Annotated in this window: 10 protein-coding genes; 9 read left to right on the top strand and 1 reads right to left on the bottom strand. The window is 63.2% G+C overall.

The features are described from left to right. The first annotated feature begins 103 nt into the window (after positions 1-103). The 9 genes from E5678_RS08085 (at position 104) to E5678_RS08130 (ending at position 11,425) form a co-directional block, all read left to right on the top strand. Complete coding sequence (locus E5678_RS08085) at positions 104-964, top strand: sugar ABC transporter permease (RefSeq protein WP_136178040.1); 861 nt, start codon at positions 104-106, stop codon at positions 962-964. A gap of 9 nt (positions 965-973) precedes the next feature. Further along, positions 974-1,804, top strand: coding sequence for a carbohydrate ABC transporter permease (locus E5678_RS08090; RefSeq protein WP_136178041.1), 831 nt, complete (start codon positions 974-976; stop codon positions 1,802-1,804). Between the two features lie 170 nt (positions 1,805-1,974). After that, positions 1,975-3,021, top strand: coding sequence for an ABC transporter ATP-binding protein (locus E5678_RS08095; protein WP_136178042.1), 1,047 nt, complete (start codon positions 1,975-1,977; stop codon positions 3,019-3,021). A 25-nt stretch (positions 3,022-3,046) separates the two neighbouring features. Beyond that, positions 3,047-3,775, top strand: coding sequence for an SDR family oxidoreductase (locus E5678_RS08100; RefSeq protein ID WP_136178043.1), 729 nt, complete (start codon positions 3,047-3,049; stop codon positions 3,773-3,775). A gap of 10 nt (positions 3,776-3,785) precedes the next feature. After that, entirely contained in the window at positions 3,786-5,204 is a 1,419-nt protein-coding gene (dalD, locus tag E5678_RS08105; protein ID WP_210732010.1) for a D-arabinitol 4-dehydrogenase, read from the top strand. A 17-nt stretch (positions 5,205-5,221) separates the two neighbouring features. Continuing rightward, positions 5,222-6,163 carry an AraC family transcriptional regulator gene (locus E5678_RS08110; RefSeq protein ID WP_136178044.1) on the top strand — a complete coding sequence of 314 codons (942 nt, stop codon included), beginning with the start codon at positions 5,222-5,224 and terminating at the stop codon, positions 6,161-6,163. A 480-nt stretch (positions 6,164-6,643) separates the two neighbouring features. Next, positions 6,644-8,095, top strand: a complete 1,452-nt coding sequence (gene xylB / locus E5678_RS08120; protein WP_136178046.1) for a xylulokinase — start codon at positions 6,644-6,646, stop codon at positions 8,093-8,095. 68 nt (positions 8,096-8,163) lie between these two features. Next, positions 8,164-8,856 (top strand): SDR family oxidoreductase, encoded by a 693-nt coding sequence (locus tag E5678_RS08125; RefSeq protein WP_136178047.1) that lies wholly within the window; start codon positions 8,164-8,166, stop codon positions 8,854-8,856. Positions 8,857-9,073: 217 nt separating this feature from the next. Then, positions 9,074-11,425 (top strand): PBP1A family penicillin-binding protein, encoded by a 2,352-nt coding sequence (locus E5678_RS08130; protein WP_136178048.1) that lies wholly within the window; start codon positions 9,074-9,076, stop codon positions 11,423-11,425. A gap of 79 nt (positions 11,426-11,504) precedes the next feature. Here E5678_RS08130 and E5678_RS08135 read toward each other — a convergent pair whose 3' ends face one another. After that, positions 11,505-12,488 (bottom strand): nitronate monooxygenase family protein, encoded by a 984-nt coding sequence (locus tag E5678_RS08135; protein WP_136178049.1) that lies wholly within the window; start codon positions 12,486-12,488, stop codon positions 11,505-11,507. Between the last annotated feature and the right edge of the window lie 50 nt (positions 12,489-12,538).

A 12,538-nucleotide genomic window follows, 5' to 3' on the forward strand; every position in this document is an offset into this window, starting at 1 on the left:
CTGCTTGCTGGCCCCGGTCTTTGCTTCTCTTTGCAGCTCGACACACTGCACACCCGCGCGCCCAACAGACGCGCACCGATCCTCTTTGCCTGGGTGTACCGCCATGAACCGCACGCTTCCCCGCCTCTTGATGGCTCCCGCCGTCGGCACGCTCTTCCTCTGGATGATCGTGCCTCTGGTGATGACCATCTACTTCTCCTTCATCCAGTTCAATCTGTTGCAGCCGGATCAGTCCGACTTCATCGGGCTGGAGAACTACGAATACTTTCTGACCGACCCGTCGTTTGGCGCGGCCGTTTGGAACACCATCGTGCTGCTGAGCAGCGTGATCGGGATCACCGTGGTCGTCGGCACGCTGATCGCCCTGCTGATCAACGAGCCGCTGGCGGGGCGCGGCTTGGTGCGCATCCTGCTCATCTCGCCCTTCTTTGTCATGCCCACGGTCAACGCGCTGCTGTGGAAAAACATGATGATGAACCCCATTTACGGGGTGCTCGCGCAGGTATGGATCTTCTTCGGCGCGGAGCCAGTGGACTGGTTGACCGTGCACCCGCTGTTCTCCATCATCTTGATGGTGTCGTGGCAGTGGTTGCCCTTTGCCACGCTGATCTTCATGACGGCGCTGCAAAGCATGGACCGTGAGCAGCTCGAAGCTTCGCGCATGGACGGCGCCAATTACTTCCAGCAACTGCGCTACCTCTACATCCCGCACCTGGGTCGCTCAGTGGCCGTGGTGGTGATGATCGAGCTCATTTTCCTGCTCAGCCTGTTCGCCGAGATTTACACCACCACCGGTGGTGGCCCGGGCGATGCGAGCACCAACGTGGCCTACCTGATTTTCAAGCAAGCTTTGTTGAACTTCGATGCGGGCGTGGCATCGGCCGGCGCGCTGTTTGCGGTCGTGCTGGCCAATATTGTGGGGATCTTCATGATCCGCATGGTCGGCAAAAACCTCGACAAATAAGGACCCCCCATGGCACGCCAATCTACCTACACACCGGCCTACACCGTTCGCACCCTGGGCGCCTGGGGCGTCGCATTGCTGCTGTTCTTTCCGCTGGGCTGGCTCATGCTGACCGCCTTCAAGACCGAACTGCAAGCCATCGCGGTACCGCCCGAGCTGTTCTTCACCCCCACGCTGGAGAACTTCTACGAGGTCAACTTGCGCAGTGACTACCTGCAGTACGCCAAGAACTCGGTGATCACCAGTGTGCTCTCCACCATCATCGGCCTGATGATCGCCGCACCGGCGGCCTACGCCATGGCCTTCTACAAGGGCAAGCAAGACAAGAACATCCTGATGTGGATGCTGTCGACCAAGATGATGCCTGCCGTGGGCGCGCTGGTCCCGGTCTATGTGCTGGCCCAGAAGAGCCACCTGCTGGACTCGCCCGTTGCGCTGATCATCGTGTTCACGCTGTCCAACCTGCCCATCATGGTCTGGATGCTGTACTCGCAGTTCAAGGAGATCCCGCGCGAGATCCTGGAAGCCGCCCGCATGGACGGCGCCACGCTCTGGCAGGAAGCCCGCCTGGTGCTGCTGCCGTTGGCCATGGGAAGCTTGGCCTCCACCGGTCTCCTGACCCTGGTACTCGCCTGGAACGAGGCGTTCTGGAGCCTGAACCTGACGGCTGCCAATGGCGGCACGCTGGCCACCCTGATCGCAAGCTACTCCAGCCCCGAGGGACTGTTCTGGGCCAAGCTGTCTGCGGCTTCGTTCATGGCCATTGGACCCATCGTTGTGTTCGGCTGGTTCAGCCAGAAGCAGCTGGTGCAGGGCCTGACCTTCGGTGCCGTGAAGTGAGCTCCCCCCGCATCGCAACGATGGTCCACCCCTGCCGCGCTTCGCGCGACCCTCTCAAGGGGGCGCGACTGGCGGCCCGGCACAGCCGGTTCCGCGGTCGCCTGGGGTAAGGCACCACCGTAAAAGCTTTCAGAATTTGTGAATGCAAACCATTTTTGAGAAACACTGATATGTCATACCTTCAACTTCAAGGCATCGAAAAATTCTTCGGTGAGCACCGCGCCATCAAGGGCATTGATCTGGAGATCAAACCAGGCGAGTTCATCGTCTTTGTGGGCCCCTCGGGCTGCGGCAAGTCGACCTTGCTGCGCCTGATCGCCGGCCTGGAGCACATTGACGGCGGCAAGCTCAGCCTGGAAGACCGCGACATCACGCACCTGCCTTCTTCCAAGCGCGATCTGGCCATGGTGTTCCAGAGCTACGCGCTCTACCCGCACATGACCGTGGCCGAGAACATGAGCTTTGCGCTCAAACTGGCCGGTGCGCCCAAGGCCGAGATCAACGAAAAGGTGAAGAAAGCTGCCGATATTCTCGACCTCACCAAGTACCTGGAGCGCACGCCCAAAGAGCTCTCCGGTGGTCAGCGCCAGCGCGTGGCCATTGGTCGCGCCATCGTGCGGGCACCCAAGGTGTTCCTGTTCGACGAGCCGCTGTCCAACCTGGACGCAGCACTGCGTGGGCAGACCCGTATCGAAATCGCCAAGCTGCACCGCGACCTGGGCGCGACCACCGTCTACGTGACACACGACCAGGTCGAGGCCATGACGTTGGCCGACCGCGTGGTGGTGTTGCGCGACGGCCTGATCGAGCAAGTGGGCACGCCGCTGGAGCTGTACGATACCCCGGCCAACCAGTTTGTGGCCCAGTTCATCGGCACGCCGCAGATGAACATCCTGCCCCACACCCAGTGGTCCGCCGCCATCAAGGCCTTGGCGCCAGCGGCTGCCAAGGACGGTGCCATCGGCCTGCGCCCCGAGTGTGTGGTGGTGGGCTCCGACACCAACGCCAAGGTGCAGGGCAAAGTCGACGTGGTCGAAGCCCTGGGTGCCGAGACACTGATCTACATCACGACCAACGAGGGCGCGCACCTGGTGGCGCGCCAAAGCGAGCGCACCCCGCTGCACATGGGCGACCCCGTGAGTGCGGACCTGGCGCTGGACCAGGCGCACTGGTTCGACAGCAAGGGCCGCGTGGTGAAAACCACCGCAGCCGCCTGAATCGCAACGGTCGGACGCAAGCGCCATGGCACAACCCTTCAAAGGCAAAGTCGCTGCCGTCACCGGTGCGGCTTCGGGCATAGGACGTGCCAGTGCCGAGGCCCTGCTCGCTGCCGGCGCCCGGGTGGTGTTGATTGACCGGGATGAGAGCGCATTGGCGGCTGCATGCGCTGCGCTGGGCGAGCAAGCCGTCCCGCTTGTGCTCGATTTGCTGGATTCGCAGCAATGCGCATCCCTGATGCCAGAGATTCTTGCGCGCACAGGACAACTCGATATCTTTCACGCCAATGCCGGTTTGTACGTGGGGGGCGACCTGGTCGATGCGCAGCACGATGCCATTGACCGCATGCTCAACCTCAACATCAACGTGGTCATGAAAAACGTGCGCGATGTCTTGTTGCACATGACCGAGCGCCACACCGGCGACATCATTGTCACCAGCTCGCTGGCCGCGCATTTTCCCACCCCCTGGGAGCCGGTGTACGCGTCGTCCAAATGGGCCATCGACTGCTTCGTGCAGACGGTTCGGCGCCAGGTTTTCAAACACGGCATTCGCGTTGGATCGGTTTCACCCGGCCCCGTGATCACTTCCTTGCTGTCCGACTGGCCGGCCGAAAAGCTGGCCGAGGCCAAGGCCTCAGGCAGCCTCGTTGAGGCGAGCGAAATCGCTGAAGTGATCGTTTTTATGCTCACCCGACGTCGCGGAATGACCATCCGCGATGTCGTGTTGATGCCCACCAATTTTGATTTGTGAGTCAACTTTCATGAACGTCATCCTCCATTTGGGTCTGGGCTCTTTCCACCGGGCCCACCAAGCCGCCTACCTCCACGAGCTTCAAAAAACCGGCGACCGCAGCTGGACGCTGATGGGCGGAAACACCCGCCCGGACATGGCCGAGACCATCGCCACCTTGCAAGCGCAAGGTGGTGCCTACACGCTGGAGACCATTTCGTCGGCCGGTAAACACCACTACGAACGCATCACGTCGATCAGCCGTGTCATTGCCCATACACCCGGTCTTGAAGGCTTGATCGCTCAAGGTGCCAACCCAGACACCAAAATCATTTCTTTCACCGTCACCGAAGCCGGTTACTACCTCGACGCCCACAACCAGCTCGATCTCGTCACGTTCTCAGATTTGCGAGACGACGTGGAAGCGGCCCGTGCCGGCCAACCCAGCTCGTCGATTTATGGTGCACTGACCGCCATATTTCGAGCGCGCCGAGCAGCCAACGCTGGACCGGTGACCCTGCTCAACTGCGACAACCTGCGCCACAACGGCGACCGCTCACGGGGTGGCCTGCTCCAGTTCATTGAACTGGCGGGTGACACCGAACTGCTGGCCTGGGTTCAAGCCAACACCAGCAGCCCCAACGCCATGGTGGACCGCATCACACCGCGCCCCACACAAGAGGTGTTCGATCGTGTCAAAGCGGCCACCGGCGTAGACGACCCCGCCGCACTGATGGGTGAAACCTTTATCCAATGGGTCATCGAGGACAACTTCATCGCCGGCCACCCGGCTTGGGAAGCTGTGGGCGTAGAGATGGTGAAGAGCGTTCAACCCTACGAAGAAGCGAAAATCCGGGTGCTCAATGCCACCCACAGCTGCATCGCCTGGGCCGGCACGCTGGTCGGCTATGAATTCATCCACGAAGGGACGCTGGACCCGATGATTCGTCAGCTGGCCTTCGATTACGTAACCGACGACGTGATTCCCGTGCTCGACACACCCGAGCGACCCTGCCCGCTCAACCTGCCCCGCTACCGCGACGTGGTGCTTGACCGCTTTGCCAACCCCGCCATTTGCGACACCAACCAGCGTGTGGCCATGGACGGTTTCAGCAAGATGCCGGGATTCATCGCACCGACCATCCGCCAGCGCCTCGCCGCAGGCGCGACCTTCGACAGCGTGGCCATGTTGCCCGCGCTGTTTCTGGCTTACTTGCAGCGCTGGCATGCGGGCCAGATCCCCTACACCTACCAGGATCAGGCCATGGACCCTGTCGTGGCACACACCATGTGCGAAGCCGACGACCCCGTGGCGGCTTTTTGCGCTGACGTTCCGCTGTGGGGTGACCTGGCGGGAGACCCCCGTTTGATTGACGCAGTGCGTCGCGCTGCCGAGCGGGTTGTGCGCTTCGTGTCCGCGCACCCGGGAGTCAGCCCCGCACCCCTCTGAGTATCAGAGTGCAAAATATGCCAATGCCCCACTCGAACCGCTCCGTACCTCGACAGCTCAAACCCGAGCTGGAGAGCGAATTCGCGCGCTCGCCCGCCCTGGGCTACGAGGCCCCTGATGAGGCCGGCTTCGTGCGCTGCCTGTCACATGGTTTCCCAACGCCCCTGGCGCGCTGGCATTACCACGACGAGTACGAGCTGCACCTGATCACCAAGACCTCTGGCAAGGTCTTTGTCGGCGACTGGATCGGCCAGTTTCAGCCCGGCCACCTTGTGCTAACCGGCCCGCGGTTGCCCCACAACTGGCTGTCCATTGACACACCCGATGGCGGCGTGCCTTTCCGCGACCTGGCAATCCAGTTCGACCACGAGCCACTCATGCAGTCTGCGGCCCTCATTCACGAGCTGGCCGAACTGGGCCCCTTGCTGGAGCGGGCACGCAATGGCATCGAATTCTTCGGCATGGGCGAAAGCACAGAACAACAGTGGCACAGGATCAAGCAAGCCACCGGTCTGCGCCGCCTGACGGCCTTCTTTGACCTGATGTGCGATTTGGCCGCCTGCACCGACTACCGTTTGCTCTCCAGCGTGCAGCTGCAAAGCGATGACGACGACGCGTCTATTGACCAAATCCACGCTTTGGTGAGCCGCATCACCGACAACCTGTCGGAACACCACTCAGCCGCTGCCATTGCTGCCGAGCTGGGCATGAGCGAAAGCCGTTTTTCCCGTTTCTTCCGCAAAGCCACGGGCAACACTTTCACCGATTTCGTCAACCGCGTGCGCATCAGCCGCGCCTGTCAGCTGTTGATGGACACCGATCAGCAAATCAGCCTCATCTGCTACGAAGTGGGTTTCAACAACGTGGCCAATTTCAACCGCCGCTTTCTGGAATCCAAGGGCATGACGCCCTCGGAGTTCCGAAAACAATCGCTGACGCGGTTCCGCGGCGCGGCTTGAACAGTTGCCCCCACGCTCCACCGCTGCGCGGGTCGCTGCCCCCCGGGGGGGCTGATCCAGCTTGGGGCGGCCCTGCGCCGGATCGTTTGCGCCCCCACGCTCCACCGTTGCGCGGGTCGCTGCCCCCCGGGGGGCTGATCCGGCTTGGGGGCGGCCCTGCGCCGGATCGCTTGCGCCCCCACGCTCCACCGCTGCGCGGGTCGCTGCCCCACGGGGGGCTGATCCAGCTTGGGGCGGCCCTGCGCCGGATCGTTTGCGCCCCCACGCTCCACCGTTGCGCGGGTCGCTGCCCCCCGGGGGGCTGATCCAGCTTGGGGCGGCCCTGCGCCGGATCGCTTGCGCCCCCACGCTCCACCGTTGCGCGGGTCGCTGCCCCCCCGGGGGGCTGATCCGGCTTGGGGCGGCCTTGCGCCGGATCGGTCGCCTCCCGCACTCCACCGCTGGGCCCCTGCTGTCTACTGTCCATCTCTACCAAATACCATGTTCCTCGGTCTCGATCTCGGCACGTCCGAACTCAAAGCCCTGCTGCTGACCGATCAGCATCAGGTCATCGCCACAGCGCGTGCCCCCCTCACCGTTCAGCGTCCTCAAGCGCTGTGGTCCGAGCAGTCACCCGACGCTTGGTGGGGCGCGCTGGTCTCGGTGATGAACCAGCTGCAGCGCGATCAGGCGCAAGCGCTGGCGAAGCTGCAAGGCATCGGTCTGTCGGGCCAGATGCACGGCGCCACCCTGCTGGGCGCCAACAACCAGGTGTTGCGCCCAGCCATTTTGTGGAACGATGGCCGCAGCGGTGCGCAATGCGAACAGCTCATGCGTGAAGTGCCGGAGCTCCCAACCATCACCGGCAACCTGGCCATGCCCGGCTTCACTGCGCCCAAACTGCTTTGGGTGCGCGAGCACGAACCCGAAATCTTCGCCAAAACGCAACGCGTGCTGCTGCCCAAAGACTGGTTGCGCCTCATGCTTACCGGCGAGGCCGTCAGCGACATGTCCGATGCCGCTGGCACGTTGTGGCTGGACGTGGCGAAGCGCGCCTGGTCAGACACACTGCTGGCCGCCACCGGCCTTTCGCGAAGCCACATGCCGCGCCTGGTCGAGGGCAGCGAAGTTTCCGCACGGGTCAAATCCGACCTGTGCACGCGCTGGGGTTTGCCCCGTGGCGTGCCCGTGGCAGGCGGGGCCGGCGATAACGCGGCCAGCGCAGTGGGCATGGGCCTGGTGCGCCCGGGTCAGGGCTTTGTTTCGCTGGGCACCTCAGGCGTGGTGTTCGTCAGCAGTGCGGCATTCGAGCCCAACCCTGAGCAAGCATTGCACGCCTTCTGCCATGCCCTGCCAGGCCGCTGGCACCAGATGAGTGTGATGCTGAGCGCGGCCAGCGCCGTGACCTGGGCCGCGAAGACGCTGGGCCTTCCCAATGAACCCGCCTTGCTGGCCGAGGCCGCCCAGTTGAACCAGCCCGAGCAACTTGCGGCGCCGATTTTTTTGCCCTACCTGAGCGGCGAACGCTCGCCCCACAACAACCCGCTCGCCACCGGATCCTGGACCGGCCTGCGCGCACAGCACACCCGAGCCCACCTGGCCTATGCGGTGGCGGAAGGCGTGGGCTTTGGCCTGCTGGATGGTCTGAACACCATTCCGCGCACAGAACCTGCGCTGAACACGCTGTCCCTCGTGGGTGGCGGCTCCCGCAGCGCCTGGTGGGCCCAGTTGCTGGCCGACACCTTCGCGCTCACCCTGACCGCCCACCAGGATTCCGAGAGCGGAGGTGCCATGGGCGCGGCCCGCCTGGCCTGGCTGGCCACAGGCGCCTCACAAGATTCAGTTTGCACCACACCACCCGTGGTGGCCACCTACGCACCCGATACAGAGCATCACCAGGCCTTGATGCCTCGATTCGAACGCTTTCAAGCGCTTTACGCAGCCCTGAGCTGACACCCATTTGACAGCGCTGCAGGGCACGGGGCCGCTAAGGTCGACAGGCCCTTTCAAGGAGAATGTTGATGAATCAGACGCCCCGCACCATGCTCGCCAACAAACGTGTGCTGGTCACCCAGTGCCAAGAATTCATGGGACCCATGCTGTGCGAGGTGCTGGCCTCACATGGCGCGACCGTGATCACCAGCTACAGGTCGCTCATGGATCCGCTGGCCGCAGCGCAGGTGGTGCGCGAAGCGGGTGAAATCGACATCCTGCTCGCCAACCTCGCCATTGAGGCCCCCACTACGCCAGCGGCCGAGGTGGGCGATGAAGAATGGCGTCGGGTATTTGGGGCTTTGGTCGACCCTCTGCCACGCCTGATCGGAGCCGCTCTGCCCGCCATGATGGAGCGGCGCAGCGGCAAGATACTGGTGATGGGCAGTGCATCGGCCTTGCGCGGCATCAAGCGCGCATCAACGTACTGCGCAGCCCGGGGCGCGCAGACCTCGTACGTGCAGGCGGTGGGTCTGGAAGCCGCCGCCCACAACGTACAAATCAATCTGATCGCCCAGAATTTCGTGGACAACCCCACCTACTTCCCGCCCGAGGTCCAGGCCAATCCACGTTTCCAGGAGCGCCTGGCGCGCGAAGTCCCCCTGGGCCGATTGGTGGGAGCCAAGGAAGACGCCGAATTCGCCGCTTACCTGTGCAGCGACAACGCCAACTGTTTCGTGGGGCAGGTGTTTCCTGTCTGCGGTGGCTGGGTGGCACGCTGACTGACGAAGCCCTCGATTCTCCAAAATCACAGTCGGTAGCGGGCCATCTGCGCGCTCTTTGAGCGTCAGCGTTCGACCGAGACCGGCTGAATGCCCCCGAAGAAGCTCAATTTCTGGCGCGTTCACTGCGGTCCGGCCGCGCAGCTGCCTGACATACCGTTACAGGCTGCGAGTCCCTCTTCACACCCGCTTCACCGGAGCCCCGGATAATCCCCCCATGCTTCAGTGTTTCCACCCCCGCGCGCTTCTTGGCCCGGTTTTCCTCCTCGCCCTGTCGGTTTCGAGCGTTGCGCCTGCGGGCGCTGCGACTTTTGACTTGCCGTCCACCGACCGCATCGTCAAATACACGCCCAAGCTGCCGCTACAGATTTACACCTCGGACGGGGTCGAAATCGCCCAATTCGGCACCGAGCGGCGCATCTATGTGCCGCTGACCAAAACCCCGAAAATCCTGCAAGACGCCGTCCTGGCGATCGAAGACGCACGCTTTCGGGAGCATTCCGGCGTGGATCCCAAGGGCATGGCGCGCGCCGTGGTCGCGGCCCTCACCGGTGGGCGCAAGCAGGGTGCCAGCACCATCACACAACAGCTCGTTCGCACCATGCTGCTGACCCGGGAATTCTCGGTTGAGCGCAAAGCCAAAGAGATCATGCTCGCATTCAAGATCGAAGACGCGCTCTCCAAAGACCGCATCCTCGAGATCTACATGAACGAGATTTTCCTGGGGCAGCGCGCCTACGGCTTCGCCGCCGCGGCCAAGACCTATTTCGGAAAAACCATGGACGAGCTCAGCACCGCTGAAGCCGCCATGCTCGCGGGTCTGCCGCAAAACCCCTATTACGCCAACCCGGTGGCGAACATGGCGCGGGCCACCCAAAGGCAAAGAGTCGTCCTTGAACGCATGAAGGTCACCGGGGTGATCTCTGAAGCCCAATGGACCGCCGCGCGGGCCGAAATCATCAAACTGCGCACCCCTGGCGAGCGTGATCTGCATGCCCCTTATGTGGCCGAGATGGCCCGACGCATCGTGGTCGAGCGCTACGGCACCGAGGCGTACTCCAGCGGCATCCGCGTCACCACCTCACTGAAGGCGGCAGATCAGCGAGCCGCCTACGATGCGGTACAGCGCGGTGTGCTGGCCTTTGATCGCCGCGGCGACTGGCGAGGTCCTGAAGGCTTTGAAGAGCTCCCTGCGACCAAGGCCGCCGATGGCCCAGAGCTCACCAGACTGGCCGCCGAAGCCCTGAAGGACCACACCGATGACGACACCCTGCGTGTGGCCATCGTGCTCAGCGCCAGTCCCAAGGAGGTCCAGCTACAACTCGCCACCGGCGAGCGGGTCACGCTGAAGGGCAAGGGCCTGCGCTGGGCCCAGGCTGGCCTGAAATCCAAGGTCAAAAAGGAACTGAAGGTCGCCCGTGGCTCGGTGGTGCGCTTGGTGCAGTCCGGCAAAAAGGGTTCAGCCGATGAATGGGAAATTGCACAATGGCCCGAGGCGGAAGCCGCGTTGGTGTCCATCGACAGCGCCACAGGTCGGGTGCGCGCGTTGGTCGGCGGGTTTGATCATGCCCGCCAGCCGTTCAACCACGTGACCCAGGCCTGGCGGCAGCCGGGCTCCAGCTTCAAGCCCTTGCTGTACTCGGCCGCGCTCGAAGAGCGTGTGATGCCCGCCAGCCTGATCGACGACCTGCCTTTCACCGCCGCCAATGGCTGGAGCCCCAGCAACAGCCACGCGGGCGGCGAAAGCCCGATCACTTTGCGCGAAGCCCTGACCAAATCCAGCAACCTCGTCAGCGTTCGCGTACTGAACCACGTGGGCGTTGCGCGGGCCCGCGACTGGGTAACCCGCTTCGGTCTCGACTCGTCTCGCCAGCCCGACAACCTCACGCTCGCGCTGGGCACCGGCAGCGCGACCCCCTTGCAGATGGCCCGCGCCTACGCCACCCTGGCCAACGGCGGCTGGCGGGTCACACCCGTGGTGGTCGAAAAAATTGCCGACGCTCAAGGCAAGGTGCTGTTCGAGGCGCCCCCGCCGGAAGCGCTCACCGATGCGAACCGGGTCATCCCCGCGCGCAACGCATACGTGATGTCGAGCCTGCTCAACGATGTCACGCGCTACGGCACCGGTGCCCGCGCTCAGGCCATGCTGAATCGGCGCGACGTCTACGGCAAGACCGGCACCACCGACAACGCCTTTGACGCCTGGTTCACTGGCTACCATCCCACCCTGGCCACCGCAGTCTGGATGGGCTATGACACGCCACGCAGCCTGGGCAGCCGGGAATCGGGCAGCCGATCCGCCCTGCCCATCTGGATCGACTACATGGGCGCAGCGCTCAAAGGCGTTCCCGAAAACCCCTTGGGCAACCCGCCACCAGGCTTGATCCGGGACAACAACGACTGGCTGTATTCCGAATGGAAAGACGGCGGCGCCGTTGCACGCATCTCAGACGAAGACGGGGTGCAGTACACGCCGCCACCGGGCCTGCTCGACCCCTTGATCCCGGACTGGGCAAAGGCACTGATCTCCACTGGCCCGACCAGCCGTCCCATGGAGATTTCGCGCTGAGCGCACCCCTTTGGACCCACGCACCCACAAAAAAGCCACCGACTCGCGGTGGCTTTTTTTCTGCCCATTGCAGGATCGTTCAGCCGCCGCAAATGCGGGCTTTGGCCTCGGCGTATTCCCGCTTGAACCGCGCCACGAGTTCCGCAGCAGGCATCACTTCCTTGATGGAGCCGATGCCCTGACCACAGCCCCAGATGTCTTTCCAGGCCTTGGCGGCACTGGCACCCTCACCCGTGGAGAAATTCATCTTGCTGGGATCGCTGTCCGGCAAGTTGTCGGGGTCCATGCCAGCGTTCTGGATGCTGCCTTTGAGGTAGTTGCCGTGAATGCCGGTGTAGAAGTTGCTGTAGACAATGTCATCCGAATTGCTCTGGGTGATCATCTCCTTGTAGCCATCGACGGCACGTGCCTCTTCGGTCGCAATAAAGGCCGAACCAATGTAAGCAAAGTCAGCCCCCATGGCTTGAGCCGCCAGAACGGCACCGCCCGAGGCGATGGAGCCCGACAAGGCCACCGGGCCGTCGAACCATTCGCGGATCTCCTGGACCATGGCGAAAGGGCTTTTCACGCTGGCATGGCCTCCGGCGCCTGCGGCCACCGGAATCAAACCATCGGCGCCTTTTTCAATGGCCTTGTGTGCAAAGACATTGTTGATCACGTCGTGCAACACCACGCCGCCCCAGGCCTGCACGCCTTTGTTGACGTCTTCGCGCGCACCCAGGCTGGTGATGACGATTGGCACCTTGTATTTCTCACACAGCGCCATGTCCTGCTCCAGCCGGTCGTTGCTCTTGTGCACGATCTGGTTGATGGCAAAGGGGGCGGCCGGGTTGTCGGGGTTGGCTTTGTCGTGGGCGGCCAGTGCTTCCGTGATCTCTGCCAGCCATTCGTCGAGCTGCGAGGCGGGGCGGGCATTGAGCGCAGGCATGGAACCCACCACGCCAGCTTTGCATTGCGCTATCACCAGCTTGGGATTGCTGATGATGAACAGTGGGGAGCCAATGACAGGGAACTTGATTTTCTGCAGCACCGGAGGCAATGGTGCGCGTTGGCGAGTGGTCATTTGGGGTTGTCTCAGTAGGAAAATTCAGGCGCCGCAGGCCATAAAGGCGA

Origin of the sequence: Hydrogenophaga sp. PAMC20947 (genome assembly GCF_004795855.1) — a bacterium.
Lineage (GTDB): Bacteria > Pseudomonadota > Gammaproteobacteria > Burkholderiales > Burkholderiaceae_C > Hydrogenophaga.

Bases quoted from the DNA above. Each gene is read 5' to 3' on its own strand.
- E5678_RS08085 (WP_136178040.1), top strand. From the start codon at position 104: ATGAACCGCACGCTTCCCCGCCTCTTGATGGCTCCCGCCGTCGGCACG.
- E5678_RS08090 (WP_136178041.1), top strand. From the start codon at position 974: ATGGCACGCCAATCTACCTACACACCGGCCTACACCGTTCGCACCCTG.
- E5678_RS08095 (WP_136178042.1), top strand. From the start codon at position 1,975: ATGTCATACCTTCAACTTCAAGGCATCGAAAAATTCTTCGGTGAGCAC.
- E5678_RS08100 (WP_136178043.1), top strand. From the start codon at position 3,047: ATGGCACAACCCTTCAAAGGCAAAGTCGCTGCCGTCACCGGTGCGGCT.
- dalD (WP_210732010.1), top strand. From the start codon at position 3,786: ATGAACGTCATCCTCCATTTGGGTCTGGGCTCTTTCCACCGGGCCCAC.
- E5678_RS08110 (WP_136178044.1), top strand. From the start codon at position 5,222: ATGCCAATGCCCCACTCGAACCGCTCCGTACCTCGACAGCTCAAACCC.
- xylB (WP_136178046.1), top strand. From the start codon at position 6,644: ATGTTCCTCGGTCTCGATCTCGGCACGTCCGAACTCAAAGCCCTGCTG.
- E5678_RS08125 (WP_136178047.1), top strand. From the start codon at position 8,164: ATGAATCAGACGCCCCGCACCATGCTCGCCAACAAACGTGTGCTGGTC.
- E5678_RS08130 (WP_136178048.1), top strand. From the start codon at position 9,074: ATGCTTCAGTGTTTCCACCCCCGCGCGCTTCTTGGCCCGGTTTTCCTC.
- E5678_RS08135 (WP_136178049.1), bottom strand. From the start codon at position 12,488: ATGACCACTCGCCAACGCGCACCATTGCCTCCGGTGCTGCAGAAAATC.